The sequence below is a fragment of the Psychrobacillus sp. FSL W7-1493 genome (assembly GCF_038004905.1).
In the GTDB taxonomy this organism is placed as follows: domain Bacteria; phylum Bacillota; class Bacilli; order Bacillales_A; family Planococcaceae; genus Psychrobacillus.
Genome location: NZ_JBBOSB010000001.1, coordinates 1,357,615 through 1,379,029 on the forward strand (window position 1 = coordinate 1,357,615; position 21,415 = coordinate 1,379,029).

20 protein-coding genes are annotated in these 21,415 nt (G+C 36.3%); 12 read left to right on the top strand and 8 right to left on the bottom strand.

What is annotated here, in order from left to right:
• The first annotated feature begins 27 nt into the window (after nucleotides 1–27).
• The 6 genes from MKX96_RS06950 (at nucleotide 28) to MKX96_RS06975 (ending at nucleotide 6,860) form a co-directional block, all read left to right on the top strand.
• Nucleotides 28–843 (top strand): DUF1444 family protein, encoded by an 816-nt coding sequence (locus MKX96_RS06950; protein WP_340882979.1) that lies wholly within the window; start codon nucleotides 28–30, stop codon nucleotides 841–843.
• The gene (ytpR, locus tag MKX96_RS06955; RefSeq protein ID WP_340882980.1) at nucleotides 840–1,445 is read left to right on the top strand and encodes a YtpR family tRNA-binding protein; all 606 of its coding nucleotides are present in this window, start codon (nucleotides 840–842) and stop codon (nucleotides 1,443–1,445) included. The genes MKX96_RS06950 and ytpR overlap by 4 nt, the downstream gene beginning before the upstream one ends.
• 125 nt (nucleotides 1,446–1,570) lie before the next feature.
• Nucleotides 1,571–4,231, top strand: a complete 2,661-nt coding sequence (locus MKX96_RS06960; RefSeq protein WP_340882981.1) for a DNA translocase FtsK — start codon at nucleotides 1,571–1,573, stop codon at nucleotides 4,229–4,231.
• Between the two features lie 112 nt (nucleotides 4,232–4,343).
• Nucleotides 4,344–5,645 (top strand): UDP-N-acetylmuramate--L-alanine ligase, encoded by a 1,302-nt coding sequence (murC, locus tag MKX96_RS06965; RefSeq protein WP_340882982.1) that lies wholly within the window; start codon nucleotides 4,344–4,346, stop codon nucleotides 5,643–5,645.
• Between the two features lie 142 nt (nucleotides 5,646–5,787).
• Complete coding sequence (locus tag MKX96_RS06970) at nucleotides 5,788–6,246, top strand: DUF948 domain-containing protein (protein ID WP_340882983.1); 459 nt, start codon at nucleotides 5,788–5,790, stop codon at nucleotides 6,244–6,246.
• A gap of 20 nt (nucleotides 6,247–6,266) precedes the next feature.
• Nucleotides 6,267–6,860 carry a YtxH domain-containing protein gene (locus tag MKX96_RS06975; RefSeq protein WP_251556315.1) on the top strand — a complete coding sequence of 198 codons (594 nt, stop codon included), beginning with the start codon at nucleotides 6,267–6,269 and terminating at the stop codon, nucleotides 6,858–6,860.
• 193 nt (nucleotides 6,861–7,053) lie between these two features.
• On the opposite strand, the gene MKX96_RS06980 is transcribed toward MKX96_RS06975, so the two are convergent.
• Together MKX96_RS06980 and MKX96_RS06985 are read right to left on the bottom strand one after the other, a co-directional pair.
• Nucleotides 7,054–7,842, bottom strand: coding sequence for a YwqG family protein (locus MKX96_RS06980; protein WP_340882984.1), 789 nt, complete (start codon nucleotides 7,840–7,842; stop codon nucleotides 7,054–7,056).
• A 45-nt stretch (nucleotides 7,843–7,887) separates the two neighbouring features.
• Nucleotides 7,888–10,023 (bottom strand): cell division protein FtsA, encoded by a 2,136-nt coding sequence (locus tag MKX96_RS06985; protein WP_340882985.1) that lies wholly within the window; start codon nucleotides 10,021–10,023, stop codon nucleotides 7,888–7,890.
• Nucleotides 10,024–10,189: 166 nt separating this feature from the next.
• On the opposite strand from MKX96_RS06985, the gene MKX96_RS06990 reads away from it, so the two are divergent.
• From MKX96_RS06990 to MKX96_RS07000, 3 genes are all read left to right on the top strand, one after another.
• Nucleotides 10,190–11,275 (top strand): bifunctional 3-deoxy-7-phosphoheptulonate synthase/chorismate mutase, encoded by a 1,086-nt coding sequence (locus MKX96_RS06990; protein WP_169360027.1) that lies wholly within the window; start codon nucleotides 10,190–10,192, stop codon nucleotides 11,273–11,275.
• A gap of 119 nt (nucleotides 11,276–11,394) precedes the next feature.
• Nucleotides 11,395–12,393, top strand: coding sequence for a catabolite control protein A (gene ccpA, locus MKX96_RS06995; protein WP_340882986.1), 999 nt, complete (start codon nucleotides 11,395–11,397; stop codon nucleotides 12,391–12,393).
• A gap of 222 nt (nucleotides 12,394–12,615) precedes the next feature.
• A complete protein-coding gene (locus MKX96_RS07000; protein WP_340882987.1) occupies nucleotides 12,616–13,089 on the top strand; it encodes a GNAT family N-acetyltransferase in 474 nt (157 codons plus the stop codon).
• A gap of 193 nt (nucleotides 13,090–13,282) precedes the next feature.
• Here the strand turns inward: MKX96_RS07000 and MKX96_RS07005 are convergent, their stop codons facing one another.
• From MKX96_RS07005 to MKX96_RS07015, 3 genes are all read right to left on the bottom strand, one after another.
• A complete protein-coding gene (locus MKX96_RS07005) occupies nucleotides 13,283–14,479 on the bottom strand; it encodes an MFS transporter (RefSeq protein WP_340882988.1) in 1,197 nt (398 codons plus the stop codon).
• A 34-nt stretch (nucleotides 14,480–14,513) separates the two neighbouring features.
• On the bottom strand, nucleotides 14,514–15,557 hold the full coding sequence (locus MKX96_RS07010; RefSeq protein WP_340882989.1) for an ArsR/SmtB family transcription factor: 1,044 nt from the start codon (nucleotides 15,555–15,557) through the stop codon (nucleotides 14,514–14,516).
• Nucleotides 15,558–15,803: 246 nt separating this feature from the next.
• Nucleotides 15,804–16,247 carry a GNAT family N-acetyltransferase gene (locus MKX96_RS07015; protein ID WP_340882990.1) on the bottom strand — a complete coding sequence of 148 codons (444 nt, stop codon included), beginning with the start codon at nucleotides 16,245–16,247 and terminating at the stop codon, nucleotides 15,804–15,806.
• Between the two features lie 772 nt (nucleotides 16,248–17,019).
• Between MKX96_RS07015 and MKX96_RS07020 the strand changes: the two genes are divergently transcribed.
• The 3 genes from MKX96_RS07020 to MKX96_RS07030 all read left to right on the top strand — a co-directional run bounded on the left by MKX96_RS07020 (nucleotide 17,020) and on the right by MKX96_RS07030 (nucleotide 18,845).
• Nucleotides 17,020–17,253: a hypothetical protein gene (locus tag MKX96_RS07020; RefSeq protein WP_340882991.1), complete on the top strand. Its 234-nt coding sequence runs from the start codon at nucleotides 17,020–17,022 to the stop codon at nucleotides 17,251–17,253.
• Nucleotides 17,254–17,645: 392 nt separating this feature from the next.
• The gene (locus tag MKX96_RS07025; protein WP_340882992.1) at nucleotides 17,646–18,353 is read left to right on the top strand and encodes a DNA alkylation repair protein; all 708 of its coding nucleotides are present in this window, start codon (nucleotides 17,646–17,648) and stop codon (nucleotides 18,351–18,353) included.
• Between the two features lie 72 nt (nucleotides 18,354–18,425).
• A complete protein-coding gene (locus MKX96_RS07030) occupies nucleotides 18,426–18,845 on the top strand; it encodes a hypothetical protein (protein WP_340882993.1) in 420 nt (139 codons plus the stop codon).
• A 46-nt stretch (nucleotides 18,846–18,891) separates the two neighbouring features.
• Here the strand turns inward: MKX96_RS07030 and MKX96_RS07035 are convergent, their stop codons facing one another.
• Genes MKX96_RS07035 through MKX96_RS07045 form a run of 3 tightly spaced genes read right to left on the bottom strand, consistent with a single transcriptional unit; the run spans nucleotide 18,892 to nucleotide 21,383 of the window.
• Complete coding sequence (locus MKX96_RS07035; RefSeq protein ID WP_340882994.1) at nucleotides 18,892–20,094, bottom strand: acetoin utilization protein AcuC; 1,203 nt, start codon at nucleotides 20,092–20,094, stop codon at nucleotides 18,892–18,894.
• The gene (locus tag MKX96_RS07040) at nucleotides 20,064–20,711 is read right to left on the bottom strand and encodes an acetoin utilization AcuB family protein (protein WP_298468321.1); all 648 of its coding nucleotides are present in this window, start codon (nucleotides 20,709–20,711) and stop codon (nucleotides 20,064–20,066) included. Before MKX96_RS07040 ends, MKX96_RS07035 begins: the two co-directional genes overlap by 31 nt.
• A gap of 39 nt (nucleotides 20,712–20,750) precedes the next feature.
• Complete coding sequence (locus MKX96_RS07045) at nucleotides 20,751–21,383, bottom strand: GNAT family N-acetyltransferase (protein ID WP_169361288.1); 633 nt, start codon at nucleotides 21,381–21,383, stop codon at nucleotides 20,751–20,753.
• Nucleotides 21,384–21,415: the final 32 nt, after the last annotated feature.

Below are 21,415 nucleotides of genomic sequence, written 5' to 3' on the forward strand. Positions count from 1 at the left end.
CGAAAGAATTGTGAAAGGAAGGATACTTTGAAAGCTCTTGAGTTAATAAAAATATTTAAAACAAAAATTTCAGAAGATAAATATACGTATGATTACAATCGTGAAACAAACAAACTGCGCATAACGCATAAGGAACTAGGAAAAGGAATAGATCTATCCATTCCTCCGATTTTGGCAAGATATGAGACCAAAAAAGAAAAGGCAATAGATGAGGTAGTTTACACTATATTAGAAACCTTTTTAGCGATGGAAAAGGAGATGGAAGGACTGCTGGACCCGAATTTCGCTGTGTACCCAGTTATTCGTTCTACATCCTTTCCTTTAAAATCAAATGAGGGCAATCGTTTTGTTACGAAGGATCATACAGCAGAAACAAGAATCTATTATGTTTTAGATTTAGGTAACACGTATCGTTTAATAGATGAGAAAATGTTAGCAAGCTGGGGCTTACGTGAGACTGAAATACGTGAGAGAGCTCTATTCCAAGTCAGAAACTTAAAAACAAATTATAAGACAGATGAAGTTGCCGGTAATATTTTTTACTTTTTTAACAATAATGATGGCTATGATGCAAGCAGAATATTGAATGAATCGCTTCTAAAAGATATGAAAAAACAGATTTCTGGAGATATGACTGTTTCTGTACCCCATCAAGATGTTATGATTATTGGTGATATAAGAAATGAGACAGGCTACGATGTATTAGCTCAAATGACTATGCATTTCTTTACAGTAGGAACTGTGCCGATCACCTCATTATCTTTTATATACGAAAAGGGAGATTTAGAGCCTATTTTTATCTTGGCTAAAAATCGAGTAACAAAGGAGAAAGAAGACAAATGAATATTTTTTACAACGCAGCTGGTGTAGGTGACGTTTTGTTAATACAAATCACGCCTGAAAAAACAGAAAAGGTTACTACTGACATTATTGGAGATGTGACGCTTGTCAAAGACGTGCAAACTTCTGAGATTCTTGCCATTAACATATTTGGCTTCAGTAAATATGCACCTTTAGAAGCAAACGGACAAGTTGATCTAAATGAAGCGCTTGTTGCTAAAATTCAAGAGGTATTGAACACTAATCATGTAGACTACACATTAGAGGTCGATTTATCTCCTAAATTTGTAGTTGGTTTTGTGGAATCTTTAGAACAACATCCAAACGCGGATAAACTAAAGGTGTGTCAAGTAAACGTGGGCAATGAAACGCTACAAATTGTATGTGGAGCTCCAAACGTGGATGCTGGACAAAAGGTAGTGGTAGCTAAAGTAGGAGCAGTCATGCCGTCTGGTATGGTTATCAAAGATGCAGAGCTTCGTGGCATCGCTTCTAGTGGTATGCTTTGCTCTGCAAGAGAGCTAGCTTTACCGAACGCTCCAGAAGTAAAAGGAATTCTTGTTTTGGAAGATAACAATGAAATAGGAAGTGCCTTTGTATCATAAAAGTAAGAAGAAGTTCTTAAGCATGCCTAATAGGTATGCTTTTTTTCTACTATCTTTTATTTTTTAACAGACGTATACCTTAATTATTGGTAAAATAGAGGTATCGAGTAGAAAGAGTGATGTAAATGAATTGGTTTAAAAAATTATTTTCTAATAATGAGGAAGAACATATAGAAGAACAGGAAGTAGAGGAGTTAACTCCAAGAGAACCACGTACTCCTTTCCGCTTTCCATTAATATCGGACAGCGAAAAAAATGAATTTTTGTACGGATCAAAGGAAGAAAAGGAAATTATAGAGCCAGAGCCGATAAAACCCGAGAAGAAAATATATGAAGCTCCTCCCATTTATGAGGGCTGGCAGCAAAGGAAATTACAACCAACGACTAAAAGAGTGGAAAAAGTAATAGTGGACGAGCCTATTATAGAAAAGAAAAAACGGCCTTTCACTCCTACGCAGGTGCCTTCTCCTGTGTACGGCTATAATAAGCCAAAAGGTAATCTTCGTAACAGCTACCAGCAGGAACAAGTTGATAAAGAAGAAGTTACCATTTTAACAAATAAAAAAGTAGAACCAGTTATTCCTATTTTGAAAGAAGAAAAACCGGAACAATTGGTAACGACTACAGAATTATACGAGCAAGAAAAAAATGATGTGACGGTAGAGCCAGAAGTTCCTGTTTTGAACGAGGTTACAATAAAAGAAGAACCTACGTCAACGAGTATAGAAGTAGAAAGTTATGTACCTACACCAAAAGAAAAAGAGCAAGCGGTGGAAATGGTAACAACCCCAGACGAAATATTGGAGATAGAAACTGACAATATAAAAGAATATGCTGTTTCTGAGCTAGAGCAGCAAGGTAAAAAAGAAGAACTTGAGCCGATGAATAACGAAGTAGAAAGCTATGTTCCTACTTTAAAAGAAGAAGAACAAGCGGTGGAAATGATCGCAGCTACAGAAGTATTAGAGAAAGAAGATGCTGTTGAAATACTAGATTCTCCTTCATCGGTTATAGAAGTTTCAGTAGAGGAAGTGCGAGAACAAGAAGTTGAAGTAGAGGACCTGAAAGAACAGGTATTAGAGGTCGAAAATCAGCCACAATATATGGAAGTAGAGAAACTGCAACCACAACAAGAAGACGTTAAAGTCACTGAAACTAAGTCAAAAGAAAAAATTAGACCGTTTAACGTATTGATGTTGAAGTCAGATAAGGAAAAGTTGAATAAACTAGAAAATAAAATAATCCCTCTTTATCAAAGTCCTACATCTAACCGTTCCGTCGTGGAAGAAAAACCAATGGGAGCTCCTACACAGGAAAAAGTAGTCATTGAGGAAACAATTGCTGTTAATCCACCATTAGAGGAGGAACCTCAATCTACGTATGAAAAACCTTCCTTTAGTTATCTGTTACCACCCGAAATTAAGGATGAGGATAAAGAATGGATGGAAAATCAAGCTTTTACATTAGTAGAAGCACTTTCGTACTTTCAAGTAAGTGGAGAGATTGTCCAAATGGTCCAAGGTCCAGCAGTTACACAGTTTGAAATCACAGTTGGACATGGTACGAAGGTTAGTAAAATCCGTAATCTGGCAGATGATTTAAAGCTTGCACTAGCTGCTAAGGATATTCGTATACAAGCTCCTATTCCGGGGAAGCGTTCCATTGGTATTGAAATACCTAATAGAAAGTCACGTGCTGTTCGAATCTCGGAGGTACTTAATACAGATGTCTTTAAGGAATCAGATTCTCCTTTAGAATCAGCGCTTGGTTTAGATTTGACTGGTAAACCAGTGACTATTGATTTAAGAAAAATGCCACATGGTTTAATTGCAGGTGCAACAGGCTCAGGGAAATCTGTATTTATTAATTCCTTACTTGTAAGCCTCCTTTATAAAGCAACACCTAATGAGCTTAAGTTATTGTTAATTGACCCAAAAATGGTAGAGCTTGCTCCATTTAACCATATTCCTCATTTAGTGAGCCCAGTTATTACAGATGTTAAGGCAGCAACGGCAGCACTTAAATGGGCAGTCGAGGAGATGGAACGACGTTATCAGTTATTTGCTCATATTGGTGTGCGTGACATTAGCAGATATAATACTTTGGCAACTGAAAAAAGACAGTTTGCTCAAAAACTGCCATACCTAGTAATTGTTATAGATGAGTTGGCAGATTTAATGATGATGGCACCAACAGAAGTCGAGGATGCTATATGCCGTATTGCACAGAAAGCTAGAGCCTGTGGTATACATCTTGTTTTGGCAACTCAACGTCCTTCAGTGGATGTCATTACAGGTCTGATAAAAGCGAATATACCGACTCGAATTGCTTTTTCGGTATCTTCTCAAATTGATTCACGTACTATTTTGGATCAACAAGGTGCCGAACGATTGCTTGGTCGCGGGGATATGCTATATCAAGGAAATGGTATGTCAAGTCCAGTCCGTATTCAAGGTACCTATGTAACGGATGAGGAAATTGAAAGTGTTATTGAATTTGCTAGAAGTCAAGGTACTCCTGAATATATATTTGAGCAGGATGAGTTAATTCAAAAGTCGGAGGTTGCAGCCGAGCAAGATGATTTATTTGAGGAAGCCTGCCGATTTGTTGTAGAACAGGGCACTGCTTCAACGTCCTTGCTTCAAAGAAAATTCCATTTAGGCTATAACCGAGCGGCTAGACTAATCGATGCTATGCATGAGGCTGGATTCATTTCGGAGCAAAGAGGCAGTAAGGCGAGAGAAGTGTTACTGAAAAACGACACTTTAGACCAAATTTTTAGTTAAATATATTTATTAATATTACGTACTAAAAAGTGATATAATGGGGAATACGTCTAATAGACGAACGTTTAGACAATGTATATAAGTGGGAATAATCCCAGGAGGTTTACAACGTATGACAAAGTATCATTTTACAGGGATTAAAGGATCGGGTATGAGCCCGTTAGCACAAATCCTTCATGATGAAGGTCATGAAGTGCAAGGATCAGATATTGAAAAGTACTTTTTTACAGAAAAACCATTACATGAACGCAATATAAATGTGTTGCTTTTTGATGAGAATAACATTTCAGAAGGTATGACAATCATCGCTGGGAACGCATTCCCTGATACTCACCCAGAGATTGTCAAAGCGAAGGAATTAGGATTGGAAGTAATCCGCTATCATAAATTCTTAGGGGAATATATGAATCAGTTTACATCCATAGCTGTCACTGGTGCTCACGGGAAAACATCAACGACAGGGCTTCTGGCGCATGTTTTAAGTGGGTATAGTCCAACGGCATATCTAATTGGTGATGGTACAGGTAATGGGGTTGAAAACGCCTCTAATTTTGTATTTGAAGCTTGTGAGTATCGCAGACATTTCTTGGCATATAGCCCAGACTATGCGATTATGACCAATATCGATTTTGATCATCCAGATTATTTTAGCGATATTGAAGACGTATTTAACGCTTTTCAGGAAATGGCTATGCAGGTTAAGAAATGTATTATAGCGTGTGGGGATGATGCTCATCTTCAACGTATTAAAGCATCTGTGCCAGTAGTCTACTACGGATTTGGCGAACACAACGATTTTGCTGCTCGTAATATTGAAAAGACGACAGAGGGAACTTCCTTTGACGTATTTGTAAGAAACGAGTTCTATCATCGCTTTACCATCCCAATGTACGGGGATCATGTTATTTTAAACTCACTTTCGGTTATTTCTCTTTGCCATTATGAAGGAGTGCCTGCAGAGGTCATTCAGAGCGGCTTGGAGTCATTTGAGGGTGTAAAACGCCGTTTCACTGAGACTGTTATAGAAAATCGTGTAATAATTGATGACTATGCACATCATCCTACAGAAATTTCAGTAACAATCCAAGGAGCACGTCAAAAGTATCCGGACAGAGAGCTAGTAGTAATATTCCAGCCACATACGTATACAAGAACACAAAAATTCTTAAATGAATTTAAGGAAAGCTTAAGCCTGGCTGATGAAGTATACCTATGTGATATATTTGGCTCTGCTAGAGAAAATACTGGTACATTAACGATTGAAACACTAGGTGATCTTATAGAAGGTAGTCATATCCTTCAGGAAGACAACGTGGAGCAATTACTAAATCATGAAAATGCGGTGTATATGTTTATGGGCGCAGGAGATGTCCAAAAATATCAACAAGCATTTGAAAAAAAACTAAATAATTAATAAAAATGCTTAATCTCTTATGTAGATTAAGCATTTTTTAGAGGAGTTTTCAAAAAAAAGTAGTATAGTATATAGAGTAAGAAGTTTAGTTTGATTCATTTGGGGTAAAAATATTACATAACAAGAAATGGGGAGTGTCCACATGGAAAATCTTTTATACATAGCGGCAATTGTAGCAGCCATTGCTTTTTTAATCTTATGTATAAGCCTGGCGGTGACTTTGTCTTCCGTTAAAAAGACCTTAAACAATGTTGCCGAAACATTGAATGGGTTAGAGACACATTTACAAAATGTGACAAAAGAAACAGCCGAGCTTTTGCATAAAACAAACGAGTTAGCTGAAGATATTCAAGATAAATCTGAGAAGCTAAATACTGTGGTAGAAGCAGTAAAAAATGTAGGAACATCTGTCAATGGCTTCAACAATTCGATTCAACGTTTATCTACATCTGTTACATCAGAAGTGGAGAAGAACGAAGAAAAGATTGCTCAGGTTGTTCAGTGGAGTAGCATTTTCTTAGGGATCCGCGACAAATGGAAAGAGCGTAAAGCAATGGAGCAAGCAGGCTTTTATACATTTGAAAAAGATAATTTAAAATAATCTTACTGGAGGAATGGAATATGACAAATTACGAATCAAACAAACCAAATTACAATGATGCAAAATTTAACCAAGAGTACTATGCAAACCAATCTTCATATGACCGACAAGGACAGCCTAGCTATCCACCAATGCCTTCTTATAATGAGAGTCGTCACAATGTTTATAAGGACGAGGAAGTAAACGGTAAAGACTTTATCATGGGTGTAGTGATCGGTGGTATTATCGGTGCTACAACTGCTCTATTATTAGCACCAAAGACTGGAACTGAGCTTCGTGGTACGTTAAGCACACAAGCAGGTCAATTGAAGGATAAAACAATGGATCTTTCTTCTACTGCTAAAGAGAAAACAACTCAGCTATCTAAACAGCTTCAGGAGCAATCTGGACAGCTTGTAGAAAAAGTGAAAAATATTAAAGGTGCTCCTGCTTCTCCATTAGATGATGGCACTGCTTCTTCCGAGGGCGAAGAGCCAATGGAATTCATGGAAACCATTTCTAAAACGACAGAAGAGCTAACAGATGAAGAAGAAAACGCAACAGCTGTAGCGGAAGCTATTAAAGAAGCAATTGCAGAAGAAACTTCAGATTCTAAAACTAATACAACAAAATAATAAAAGATGTGGCCGGAGATATTTAATCTCATGCCATACAAAAAGTGAAATTGCATATTGCAATTTCACTTTTGTGTTTTTAAGGGGATTTATGCTTTGAAGTGAAGTCCCTGGTTAGTGGAATTAGGAAAAAACTCTTCTCTGAATCAAAGCCGTGTATATATGTAAGGTAGCCCTTTGTTGTATTTAAGGATTAAAAACATTGCAATGTAAATTGAACTTTATCGAATTGTTTATTAGCTAGTGAGGTCTTATCCAGACAGAAATATATGATGCCTGAATCGCCCCACATCAATTTTAAATCTTCTTCATCTGAATCAATCTGTAGAAGAAGAACAGCTTCTTCTGGTTTTAAATCAAATTCATCAAAAACATCATTTTGAATGCTAAATGGATACCCTAACATATAATGAGCCGGTTCGTAGTTCCCTTTCTCATCACTTGGCTGGATAAGTTCGTGCCTCATTTCAGAGTAGTTTTCTTCATCCTCATCACTAAACTCCATATCTTCCGTATACTCCGGTAATGTTAGCTCATTTGTGAATGTAACTTTAAAAACAGGCAAAGGGAAATAATCTTCTGTCTCTTCCGGGTATTCTTTCCTTTTTAACTCATTTTCATCTCCATCAAAGTATAAAACCTTAAAACATCCCTCGTCTTCTTCAAAACCCCAGGGCTGTTCTACCACATCATAAAATATATAAAGTATCCCACTAACCGGAAGAATATTTTCCGCTTTATATGGCTCTATTTCCTTTAGGTTAAATTGCCCTAAAAAAGAGAGCAAGCGATTGTTGTAGCTCGGAAACTCCCAATCTTCAGGAAAGTCCGGTAAACCACCAATTTTAGAGGAACCTAACGGAATATGCTCTTCCTCCATTTTATTTTTAATGATTTTAACTGATTGTCTTGCCGCGGTTAAAATAGCTGACTCTTGGTGCAGTAACTCGTGTTTGCGTAGCAATGTTTGTAAATCTTTCAATTTTTCACTTCCTACATGTTTGTTTTGAGTACAATATTTTCTCCACTAATTAAAGAGTATTTCTAAATGATCTCCACCGAAAATTTCTTCATCAAATCGAGAGGGTTGTCCATTTCTTAAGATTTGAAAAGAGCCGGCATTCTCGGGAAGGGTCCATTCCGAGAATCGAAAAACGTCCTGGAAAATCCATGGTGTAGTATTTATTTCTTCCCATACAAGTATTGAACCCGTACGCACAACATCATTTGCATGAATTGTGACTTCACCGATCTTAACAACTGAGCACTCCTTATAAAGTTTTACTTTTTCGTTTTGAAAGGTAATTTCTATTTGAGCATCTATTTTTTTATCTAATGCATTAGCAAGTATTTCTAAAGTCGGAGCTTCACTAGAGCTAATTGTGATTACATCGTTGTCCTTTATGGGACTTTCCAGTTTCCCTTTTACTCCGTTAATGAGAAGGGTAGGAGTTAAAGTAGGGATATAATGATTCTTTTCATTTATCGTTATGGTGTATGGTTTTAACTTATGAATATACATTTCTTTACCAATATAATGTAAAAGCTGTTCGACTGTTTGAACAGTCTCTATAGTAATTTTGTCTCTTTCCTTCAATTCAGTGTCAGCCGAAGATGGTACCCCGTTGATAAAAATCCTTGGCTCTACTATATGAGTTTCTCCTTCAAAGCTAAAGGACTGAGCTATTGCCTCATCAAGTAGGTCTCGTACGGTCGCAGTTCCTGGAGTTCCATCCTTACCTTCCATTAACTCTATGATGTCCAAATTTTTAATAATTGTTTTCGTAGTAGCTTCCAAGCCATTCACTTTGACTATTGCAGCCTGACCATGACCACCAGGAATATGGATTGTTTGGTTGTTCAGATGAATCGATAAGGCCACTCCTGGTCTCCCATATAGCTTTCTCGTAGAGATATTTGCTGCTAAAAGTGCATCACCCACTGTCATTTCCTTCAGTTCAAATAAACGAACAACCTGCTCGTTCACTTTTACTGACATATACTGAATAGGAGACTTTTTTGCAGCAATAGCAATTCCAATAGGTGTAACTAGCTCAGGAGAGACAGGGATATGTTCTTCCTTCGTTAAATTTTGTATCGCATCTATACCTCTTACAGCAACTCGGTTAGCCGGCAGACTCAAAGCTTGTTCCAGCGAAGTCGTAATGGTAGGTGTTAAGCTGCCACCTCCTACAAGCATGACAGCCTTTGGTGAACGATTATTATTTAAACGTAAGATTTCTTTTGATATTTCACTAGCAAGTTCTGTGATCGTTGGTTTTAAGGCTGCAATTACCTCATCTTTTGGTACGTCCTGTTCAAAACCAAGTATGTCCTGAATTTGTATGTATTCATTATTATTAATCGCTCGTTTAGCTTTTTCAGCAAGAGGGAAGTCTAACAAATAATGCTCACTTAATGCTTCCGTGATTTCATCTCCAGCATACGGAACCATGCCGTAAGCAACGACAGTTCCAAAATCAGTTATAGCGATATCTGATGTTCCTGCCCCAATATCCACTAGTGCTACGTTCAGTCGTCGCATAGAAGGGGGGATTAAAACATTAATAGCAGCAATTGGCTCGAGTGTTAATGCTTCCATCTCAAGATTTGCACGCTTTAAAGCTGATATAAGGGACTCTACAACTACTCTAGGTAGGAAGGTAGCAATTACTTCTACTGAAGCCTCATCGCCTTGCTGGTCAACTAGGCTGCCGATTTCATCACCATCTAATCTGTAATAAAGTACACTGTAGCCAACACAATAGTAATGGCTGGATTGTTTATCGATATCAGGATGCACCAAACTATTCTGTGCATGCTGCACTGCAGAGAGTTCCAGCCTGCTCACGTCCTCTTCAGAGAAAATTGGGCGATTTTTTATATCCATTTTCACTTCAGCTTGTTCTGTTTTTAGAGCACGTCCAGCAGCGGCCACACTTACCTTCTCTAGAGGACCATGCTTTTCTTCTAGCTTTTCTTTTATAGATTGTATAACTTCAGCAACTTTGAGCACATTATGTATTTGACCATCCAGCATCGCACGATCCTTATGTTCTTCTACGAGGATGTCTACCACATGGAAAGACCCATCTCGTTCCTCTAAAATAATACCTACTACCGAACGGGTTCCGATATCTAATGCAAATAGGGTTGATGACAAGTTCTCACTTCCTTTGTTGGATAAAACACTTTAGCGAGTTGAATCGCTAAAATAAAAAACGTGACATTCTTAGATTAATTGATTATAATATATTTTATATCTTAAAATGTATCACAATTTTCAGGCGATAGAAAGAGTCGTAGCTGAAACGAAAGGAGAAATATCTATGAATCAAATGGATTTAGAGGCTTTACGAAGCCGAGTTGATGAGGTCAATGTAGAAATTTTACGTTTGATCAATGAAAGAGCTGGAGTAGTACAAGAAATAGGTAGAGTAAAAGAAAAGCAAGGTGTTAATAGATATGATCCTCTTCGTGAAAGACATATGCTAGATCATCTTAAAGAACACAATGATGGTCCTTTACCACAATCTACTGTGGAGCATATTTTTAAAGAAATTTTTAAAACGGCTCTAGAATTACAAGTCGATGATCAGAAAAAAGCGCTTCTTGTTTCTCGTAAAAAGAAATCAGAGGACACAATCGTAACGATTAACGGTGAACAAATTGGTACAGGGGCACCATCATTTGTATTTGGTCCATGTGCTGTAGAATCATATACACAGGTTGCAGAGGTTGCTGCTGCAATCCAATCTAAAGGTCTAAAGCTAATTCGCGGTGGAGCATACAAACCACGTACATCTCCTTACGACTTCCAAGGACTTGGATTAGAAGGATTAAAGATCTTAAAACAAATTTCTGAAGAATTTGGTTTAGCGGTTGTTTCTGAAATTGTGACTCCAAGTCATTTAGATGAGGCACTTGACTATGTAGATGTCGTACAGGTCGGAGCACGTAATATGCAAAACTTTGAGCTATTAAAGGCAGTTGGACAAATTAATAAGCCAATCCTTTTAAAACGAGGAATTGCAGCTACGTTAGATGAGTTTATCCATGCTGCAGAATATATTATGTCACAAGGAAACGATCAAATCATCCTATGTGAACGTGGTATCCGCACATATGAAAGAGCTACTAGAAACACCTTAGATATCTCAGCAGTGCCAATCTTAAAACAAGAAACGCACTTGCCAGTATTTGTAGATGTAACACATTCCACTGGACGTCGTGATATTCTTTTACCAGCCGCTAAAGCTGCAATTGCCATTGGTGCAGACGGGGTAATGGCTGAAGTACATCCAGATCCAGCGGTAGCATTATCTGATGCTGCTCAACAGATGAACTTAAAACAATTTGATGAGTTTTACGATTCCATCCAAAAATTCATGAAAAATCATGAGATTCACGCATAAATTGACACAAAACCGACTCTAAATAAGAGTCGGTTTTATTATATAATTGAAAGTTATTAAGGATATAAAGTATTATTTACATATATACTATAAATTAGATAAGTAAAGGAGGGAATACAATGACTATCACTATTTATGATGTAGCCAGAGAAGCAAACGTATCGATGGCCACTGTTTCCCGTGTAGTTAATGGCAATCAAAACGTAAAACCAGCAACTCGACAAAAGGTGTTGACTGTGATTGAACGATTAGATTACCGACCAAACGCAGTGGCAAGAGGCTTGGCAAGTAAAAAAACAAAAACGGTAGGGGTTATTATTCCTGATATATCAAACGTGTTCTATGCCGAGCTTGTTCGAGGGATAGAGGATATTGCTACGATGTATCGCTATAATATTATCTTAACCAATTCGGATCAACAGGAAGAAAAAGAAGTTCAGTTATTGACCACCCTCTTAAGTAAACAGGTAGATGGTGTAGTTATGATGAGTGACTATATTTCAGAGGAAATGCTACATGAGATGAACCGTTCCAATGTGCCAGTTGTTCTGGCAGGCACCGTGGAGCATTCTAATTCTTTCCCTTCTGTAAATATAGAGTATCGTGAGGCAGCTATCGATGCAGTAAATCGACTAATCCAAAATGGACACAATAGGATCGCTTTTATATCGGGTTCCATTTCTTCTCCTATTAATCGTGACTTTAAGCTTGCAGGTTATGAAGAGGCGTTAGAAAATGCAGGTATCGATGTAGATGAGGATTTAATAGTAGGTGTCGATAACACGTATGACGATGGTCTAATAGCGTGGGAGCAACTAAGGAAATTAGAGAATCCACCAACAGCATTTTTTGCTGGAAGTGACGAACTCGCAATCGGGCTTATTCACGGAGCGCAGGATAGTGGATTAAATGTTCCTAATGATATCGAAATTATTAGCTTTGAGAATTCTAAGCTTGCTCGAATGGTTCGTCCACAACTAACTAGCGTTGTGCTTCCTTTATATGATATAGGAGCAGTTTCTATGAGACTCCTTACGAAGTTTATGAATAAGGAAAAAATCGAGGAACAAAATGTAGTGCTTCCTTATCGTATTGAAGAAAGAAAAACAGTAAAATAAAATATATGGAGAAAGAGTCATGAATTTCATGGCTCTTTTTTTGTGGTTGTTTTTTTGAAAAGTGATACACTGAAAGTAAAATAATACTAGTTTAGGATAATATATCTTAAGCTAAAGCTTTGTTAAAGGAATGGCAGGTTTATACGGACTGCTTTGGAAAAAGGGATGATATTTAATGTAGTAATCTTAAATAAATAATTGAGAGAAATGGGGTATTAGCAAATGAGTATTAAAGAAATAACGATAGAAAATAGAGAAAAGGTTGTTTCATTTTTTAAGGAAAATTGGGGAAGTACTGAGATGGTAGTTTCAACAGGGATCTATCTATGCGATCAATTGGAGGGCTTCATATTCGAGGATAACAATCAGATTGTTGGGTTAGTTACTTATGTTACTAAAGATAATGAAATGGAGGTTATTTCATTAGATAGTCTCCAAGAAGGAAAGGGCATTGGCTCTTCATTAATGGAAAAGGTTGAATACATAGCAATGCAAAAGAAACTCCAAGTAGTAAGTCTAGTAACGACAAATGATAATTTGAACGCTTTGAGATTTTACCAAAAAAGAAATTATAGAATTACATCTATTATTCCTAATGGTGTAAACAAGGCACGAAATTTAAAACCTACCATACCTTTAATTGGACATGATGGAATCCCACTAAATGATGAATTAATTTTAAAGAAAATATTGTAGGACATAACTATGTTAGAGGTAAAGTGTGATTTTAAATACATATAAAAAATGAGCTAGGATATTTTCTCCTGGCTCATTTTAATTTTACTAACGCATCCGCATATCTGTGATTAACGATATTTTTGACATAAAAATAAACCACCAAATGATGGTCATATTATGTTAAAGGATGTGTTAGTTTAAGGGAAACGTTTCACAAACTCCTGATATCTAAAACACGCTGCTTATTTAAATATAGATACCCAACCAATGATGTAATACATATCACACTACCAATTACAAAATATAATGTTCGAATACTAAAAAACTGAACGGTTACTGTAGCAAATAAAATACCTAATGGTAACATTGTTCGCATTATCAACAAGCGAACCGAAGTTACTTTTCCCATTAAATGATTTGGAATTGAACGTTGTATGAGTGTAATATTATATATATTAAAAATAGCTATAGCCATACCCGCCATACATTCTGTCAAGACTGCAAGAAAATACCACGGTGTAATACCTAACGAAATATATGTACATCCTCCAATGAATAACGCAGTAAAAAGATTACCCAGACCCTTAATATTTATTAGCTTGGAATTAAGTAATGCACCTATTGTGTAACCAATTGGAAAAGCCGCCATAAACAAACCATAGGCCGAATAAGGCTGATTTAATATCGTAGTTATATAAGGCAAAGTTGTCACGATCGTTACGCCTACACCAAATTGGACAAAGCCGAAAAATATTCCCAGCCATACAATTAATTTATGTTTGAAATAGGATTGAAGTCCTTCTTTAAACTCTACAATCCACGGTTTTCTAACAGCTATTTTTATATAATTTTCATTAATTTTTAACAAAGTAAGAGCACTTAGTGTAAAAGCGATTGATATAATAACTAGTATCCACTCTATCTCGAAGACATCTACTAGGACACCTGATAAAAGCGGTCCCATAACCGCCATGACTTGTCGTACGGACTCTAACGATGCATTTGCTTGTGGTAGTTTTTCTTTTTCAATAATCGTTGGTAAAATGGCTTGATTTGCCGGTGTGAAAATCGGCATAATTATTCCAACGATAATTTGAACGATATAAATAAAAGTTATCGTAAAGTTATCTTGAAAAAGAAATAAGACGAAGATAGAGGCGAGCAACATTCGGATTAACTGACAACTAATCATTATCCATTTACGACTCCAACGATCAATATATGGTCCAATAAATAACTGCATAAAAAAAGATGGTATGTAGTAAATCAGCCATACCAATCCTAAAGCAGTGGGTGAGCCGGTTAACTCGTAAATTAAAATTGAATTACATGCAGTAAATAGAGCACCGCCTAATTCCGAAGTTGCACTACTCAGCCAAATAGAACGAAAGCTAGGATTGTTTATCAATAGTAAGTCGCCTTCCTTTTTATCCTCTTTTTCATTACTTTCTTAAATATAGGTTTAGTTCTTCATATAAAAATGCGACCGCATTCCTTTTAAGTGAATACTTAGATTCAATGATTTCCACTAATTTAGCTGATCTCAGAATTTTGAGGTGATGATGAATTGTAGATTTACCAACGTTTAATTGAGTAGTAATGTCTTGTAAAGTACGGTCATTTTCGTACAGTAATTTAACAATCCTCATTCGTACTTCATCTCCTAATGCCTTATATTTAAGTACTAAAAAGTCATTTGGTGTGTATCTATTATTGGGGGTAATACTTTCATTCGCTACGGGATAATAAAATACTTTAGTGCCTTCAATATCTGCCTCTATATTCCAAGGGCGATATATATATTGGGGTATTAAAAGAACATTGTTTACACTTGGTTCTGGCATATAAACAATTCCTCCAGTTGCCCATTCAACCAGTCTTTCAGAAGTCATTTTGTCAGACATTTGCTTTTTCATATCATAGTCAGTTTGTAGTATTGTCTTAAGTTTTTCTAGATCTTTATTAATAACAGCTTCATACCAACCTTTCATCACTACTATAAGGTGTTCTTTTAGAAAGCTGACATCTGTTGTACTAATGAATTTAATGTATCGTGGAAAAAAGGGATTGTTGCTTGTTAAGTATTTCATTTCCTCAATAGCCGCTTCCTCGCCTAATGCTGCTTTATTTCTTATGAGTTGAAATTTCATGCCAACAAAGGGTAAACAAATAAATTTAAAATCTGTATCTGGAATATCCATTATGTAGGAAGTAAACTCCAATAAATCGTTAAATCTTTTCTTATGTAGCAATTGTAGTAGGGCTTTCCAAGTATTGTTGCTTTCAACAAAGTTCAAATGCTCTAATAGTTCTTTTGAGAAGGATTTTTTCAGGTCCTCCCAATGATCCTCTGGGTTTTCTAAAGTTTTAATAAATGGGGTATTGGTTATTGCAGCTATCCCCAAAGCACATTCCCACAAAACTGAGTATTCTAGTTGAATTTGATAGGATTCTCTTCTCTTACTTGTAAGATTTAAAACATCCACTTTAACACCTCTTTAATATAATTTATATTCTTAATATTCATTCTATATTTATAGAACACAAAATTCAACAAGTATAGAATTAAAATTCCTATTAAATTTAAAATACCCCATTCGTTTTGAATGGAGTAAGTGGGTATGCTTAAAATATTGGCATTCTAATCAATTCCTTATTCAACTAATTAACATATGTGCAACCTCAAAAAGGAAGTATGTAATGTCTTTTGGAAACGGCACTTAACTTCAAGCTCATTTTTCAGGTATGTATAACCGCATAAAGAGATAACCGTTCTCCATGTCGTCTGTCATCTCAAAGCCTGCCTTACTCCAAAAACTTTGAGCAACGCTATTTTCACGTTCAACTGGTAAAGAAATTTTACTTGCGTTGCACTCTTTACACAGGTATTCAACGCAAAGCTTAGCGGCAGCCACCCCATAACCCTGTTTTTGAAAATCTCTATCTATCATGAAATTAATGATTTGAGGGTTATTTTCGCCAATATACATTAGAACATAGCCCACCATAACATCACCGGCATAAATCGCAAAGGGACGAGAAGCATCGTAAAACACCCACGCCTCCGCTAAAGACCACGCTACAGAATCTACAAAGTCATCATTGGTAACCGATGAACGTAAATTCAAACACTCCTCGTAATTATCTTCATTAATATTTCTTAATTCTACCAACATTGATCAAAGTTTCTCCCCTTTTTTTATTGGAATAAGATTATTCATATCAAACTAAATGGCCCTATTGTTGAAATAGCACAATTCATAGTTCGAGAATTGAGCCCGATTGCTGAACACAAGTTAAACAACACACTTATTGTTTTGGACATAACAACAGACAGACAACCGAAATGATGGCCATATTTTGATAAAGGACGCGTTAGTTGAAGAACAAATATTTTAGTTGGATAGTTATACATCTGATTTTTGATTATTACTTTTTAATTTTATAAACTTAATAATGAATAGAATTATAACTAAAACCATAAGATACTGACCTAAATGGAGTAGTCCTGTTCCTAAGGGAAAATTTATTGCATATTCTTTTTGATATTCCAATAGTTCATTATTACTTATAAGATCGATATCTTGTAAAGGGATAAGGATGGTTTGTAATATAAATCCAATTACTATTAAACAAATTGATATAAAGCTTATGCTAAAAAGTGTTATCTTATTGAACATAAATCCCATAATATCACCTCATTTTTTTGTTACTTCTTACACAGATGTATTCACATAATAAAAGTTGTACGATATTACGCAGTCGTGAAAATCCAAGTAATCAAAAAATTGGTTAGTGGTTTTACACTTCCAAGTCTTCATATTATTGGACTCCTTAAATAAAAAATCATTAATAAATAAAATATGGTATTATTTAGGTAAAAAGGAGTTGGTTCAGATAGGGATTATAATTCTTTTAATATTCTTCATTGTCTTGGGTATAACAAACTTGATGGCATTCAAAATTGCTGGAAAAAATAAAAGGAAAAGAATCTGGGCTGGAATAATTGTCTTACTTTTAACGCCTTTAGTTTTTTTTGTTACATATGCAAGTGTGAGTCCCTTTGACCCTGGTGGGTTTGCAACTGGGATGCTTATGGTATTTTTTAGTTTTTTGTTTGTACTTAATGGTACGATTATCATAGTAATCGGTATATTTACGCAGAGGTCTAGAAACATCTAAGTTGGGCAAAGTATGCGAAGATGATCAGGTAAGATGCTCTTATTTGCTTGGGTGCAAAAGAGTGATAGTAAAAGTCTTTGCGAATTTTAAAATTTATTTCCTCTATCACTATACCAATAGAAAGCACCTACGATAAAACAGATAACAAAGAATAACAAACCGATAAACAATAAAATGGTAAAACCCAAATGTATACCTCTTTTCTCGGCAATCTTTAATAGTATTAGCTATGAATCTTACGAAATTATATTTAACACAGTAGTTAAAAATTACTTTTTCTTACAGCTTATTATAATTTAATCTCTATAAATTAGAAATCTATTATTTTTAAGATGAAATGAATGTTAGAAATAAGCGTATGTCAAAAATATAAAGTGGGGGAGTAGCTAATCATGAATATTGAAACGGTAATGCAGGAGCTTGAAGCGTTAGGTAAGGAACGGACTAAAAAAATATACCTTTCTAATGGTGCCCGGGAACCGCTTTTTGGGGTAGCTACAGGGGCAATGAAGCCAATTGCAAAGAAGATTAAAATTAATCAGGAGTTAGCGGAGGAGCTTTATGCGACAGGGAATTACGATGCGATGTACTTCGCAGGAATTATTGCAGATCCTAAAGCTATGAAGGTGTCTGATTTTGAGCGTTGGGTAAAGGGGGCATATTTTTATATGCTGTCTGATTACGTTGTAGCCGTTACATTGTCCGAGTCTGATCTTGCGCAAGACGTTGCCGATCAATGGATTGCATGTGATGAAGAGTTAACAAGGTCAGCTGGTTGGAGCTGTTATTGTTGGCTATTAGGAAATAGAAAAGATGAGGAATTTTCTAAGAGTAAGATATCTAATATGCTGGATATTGTGAGTAAAAGCATACATGATTCGCCAGAGCGAGTTAAATCCTCTATGAATAATTTTATTTACACCGTGGGTGTTTCCTATTTGCCGCTTCATGAAAAGGCTATAGAAACTGCTAAATCAATAGGAACAATAGAAATAAATCAGCATAAGAAAAAAAGTAGCCTTCTGGATGCATATAGCAATATACAAAAAGAAATAGATAGGGATAGACTTGGTTTTAAAAGAAAATATGTAAGATGCTAATTTATAAAAATCCTTCTTGAGTATTCATTAATAAGATTATGACTTCTAAAAAGTATAGAGAGAAGGCGTTCTGTGAAGAAAATTGCATGGATAGCGGTTATTGTCGTAACTATAGGTATAATTTTTATGAGATTTGGAATGGGCAACCAGGAGTACTCTGCGACAGACATATTAGAAAATGCAAACTTTAATTTAGATAACCAATTCTTAAATGTTCATAGTATTGATGTAGAAAGAGAAAATATATTTGAAGAAGTTGAAATTCCATTAGAAAGACAGCACGATCTCATAAAGATTTTTAAGAATGCAAAATTTATACCAGCCGAATCAACTGCTGATCATGATTATCGAATTAACATCACACTAAATACAGGCTATGCGATGTTCCTTGATTCAAAGAGGAGTTCCCTTTATGTTATCAGTTCAGAGAAAAACTACGAGATGAAGGGTGGGGAAGAGTTCTTTGCCATTTTAAATAATGCAGAGAAATAAAAACAGAGTGGAGTTAATAACCACCCTGTTTTTTTATGATAAATTATTAGTCTAGCTTTTTGTATGACTTTTGACTTCGCAGCTGATACAAAGCTTTATCTAGCATTTGCTTGTTCTTTTCCGTTATCTCTAGCTTTCTAGGAATAGGCTCATAGAGTGGATTTGGATCCATCCACGTTGGGATAAAGGGAATAGGTGACTCTGCGCTCCATCTATCGAGCCAGGCCTTTGGAAGATTCCCAGTTGGCGATGGAATGTCATTCATCTCCATCCAAAGTAAAGACCAAGCCCTTGGGACGACTCTCCAAATATCATATCCACCACCACCAACCGCTATCCAACGACCTTCACAATACTTATGTGCTAGCTCGTGGGCAAGTTTAGGTATTTCTCTATAGATATTCATCGTTCCATACAAGTGCGTGAGGGGGTCAAAATAATGAGCATCGGCACCATTTTGACTTAAAATAACATCAGGCTTAAACCATTCGACAATCTCCGTTAAGCTTGTCCGATAAATATCCAGAAAAGAATCATCCTCTGTAAAGGCATCGATGGGGAAATTAAAAGAAGTTCCATAGCCTTCACCAGTTCCTCTTTCGGTAATATTTCCGGTTCCAGGGAAAAGATATCTTCCGGTTTCGTGAATAGAAACAGTACAAACATTAGGGTCGTCATAGAAGCTCCATTGCACGCCATCACCGTGATGAGCATCCGTGTCTATGTAAAGTACACGAGCATTATACTTTTCCTGCATATATTTAATCGCAACGGAACTGTCATTATAGACACAAAATCCAGAGGCTCTGCCTTTAAAACCATGATGCAGTCCACCACCTAAGTTTACCGCGTGATTGGATTTTCCCTCCATTACATAGTCTACAGCAGTAAGTGTGCCTCCAACTAAGCTGGCACTTGCTTCATGCATTTGGGGGAAAATTGGGGTATCTTCCGTTCCAATCCCATAACTCTCATATTTGGAGGTACTCTCTGTCTCTTGACTAGCTTTTTTAACAATATCAATGTAACTAGGGTCATGCACTAAACATAGTTCTTCATCTGTTGCTATACGGGGTGCCACAATATCCGAAGGTGATAGTGAATTCATTTCCATTAAAAGGTCAACAGTAAGTGTCAGGCGTTTTTGGTTAAAGGGATGAGTTTCTGAAAATTTATAACCAAGCTGATTTTCTGAGAAGATAAAAACAGCATTCTTTTTCATACATTCAATCCCGGCTGGCTTGGCCATAAAACCTCAAAGCCGGCATCTCTTACTGCTTGAACCAATTTGAGAGGATTCATCGTTTTGACACGTAGAACGAGAATCTTGTATTCACTATCATTTTTATCGGGATATACTAAGACGCTAAGTAAATTCACTTTTTGCTCATAAATTACTTTAGATATTTCAAATAAGACGCCTGGTCGGTTGGGTACCCGTATTTCCATCTGAGATCCCGGCTGATGCACACCTGTCAGCTCGATAAATTTATAGAGAAGATCAGATTCTGTAATCATGCCGACTAGCTTTCCTTGACTCACTATAGGTAGGCAACCTATACGATTATCGTAGAAAATACTAGCTGTTTCTTCGACAAAATCAAGAGGGTGCCCAGTAATAGGGTTCTTAGTCATAATTTTTTCTAATGGTAAATCTAAAATTTCCGCATCTTTTCTATCCTGTAGAGAGGAGGGAGTTGCTTCCTTTAAGTCACGGTCTGTTACCACCCCTAAAACTTCACGTTCCTTATTAACAATTGGTATGTGCCTAATACGTTTCTCCTTTAAGACTTTTAAAGCATCATTTATAGTATGTGACGGTGTTAAAGTAGGTACTGATGTATTCATGATTTCTTCTACAAGCATAAAACCAAACCCCTTTGTGAGAAATTTAAAACATCTTCCTTAATACATGAAGCGATTCATAAAGCGTAATTGATCAAATTGCTGGATGGATTCATTGTCCACACGGCTACCGATTTTGGCCATCAAACAATTGGCTGGATGGGAGCTGATCTCTGGATCATCTGTTGCAAAATATTCAAGGCCACCAGCCATCATCATTTTTTCCATCATCTTTCGGTACTCCCATACATTTAAACCGGTTCCTTTTAAATCCCAATGCCAATAATATTCAGTTGTAATCGTTATATAATCTTCCATCGCATCGTCCATCATAGAGACTCTGAGTAATTCTTTTCCGACTCCAGTTCCACGGTATTTTGGAATAACTTCAATAGCCCCTAATTCTATTAAGTTTTCCATGTTCCCTTGGGACCAACGTTCTAGTGGGTCTGGATGAAGAAACGTACAGTATCCGACAATCATGTCCTTTTCTCTAACAATGATAATCCTACCCTCTGGTAACTTTGCAATTTCGATAATTGCCTTATGTTGTTGTTGAGGATTTCGAAATGCTATTAAATCCTCATGGAAAGTCAACTTGGCTAATTCTTCAGATGCTACGGGTCCTTCAATAGTAATTGGACCATGCTTTGTCTCTTTCTCTATCGAATAAAATACTTTTTTATGTTCCACATATTCACCACCTATAATTTAGTTACAGTTGC

Bases quoted from the DNA above. Each gene is read 5' to 3' on its own strand.
- ytpR (WP_340882980.1), top strand. From the start codon at position 840: ATGAATATTTTTTACAACGCAGCTGGTGTAGGTGACGTTTTGTTAATA.
- MKX96_RS06960 (WP_340882981.1), top strand. From the start codon at position 1,571: ATGAATTGGTTTAAAAAATTATTTTCTAATAATGAGGAAGAACATATA.
- murC (WP_340882982.1), top strand. From the start codon at position 4,344: ATGACAAAGTATCATTTTACAGGGATTAAAGGATCGGGTATGAGCCCG.
- MKX96_RS06970 (WP_340882983.1), top strand. From the start codon at position 5,788: ATGGAAAATCTTTTATACATAGCGGCAATTGTAGCAGCCATTGCTTTT.
- MKX96_RS06975 (WP_251556315.1), top strand. From the start codon at position 6,267: ATGACAAATTACGAATCAAACAAACCAAATTACAATGATGCAAAATTT.
- MKX96_RS06990 (WP_169360027.1), top strand. From the start codon at position 10,190: ATGAATCAAATGGATTTAGAGGCTTTACGAAGCCGAGTTGATGAGGTC.
- ccpA (WP_340882986.1), top strand. From the start codon at position 11,395: ATGACTATCACTATTTATGATGTAGCCAGAGAAGCAAACGTATCGATG.
- MKX96_RS07000 (WP_340882987.1), top strand. From the start codon at position 12,616: ATGAGTATTAAAGAAATAACGATAGAAAATAGAGAAAAGGTTGTTTCA.
- MKX96_RS07015 (WP_340882990.1), bottom strand. From the start codon at position 16,247: ATGTTGGTAGAATTAAGAAATATTAATGAAGATAATTACGAGGAGTGT.
- MKX96_RS07025 (WP_340882992.1), top strand. From the start codon at position 17,646: ATGAATATTGAAACGGTAATGCAGGAGCTTGAAGCGTTAGGTAAGGAA.
- MKX96_RS07035 (WP_340882994.1), bottom strand. From the start codon at position 20,094: ATGGCCAAGCCAGCCGGGATTGAATGTATGAAAAAGAATGCTGTTTTT.
- MKX96_RS07040 (WP_298468321.1), bottom strand. From the start codon at position 20,711: ATGCTTGTAGAAGAAATCATGAATACATCAGTACCTACTTTAACACCG.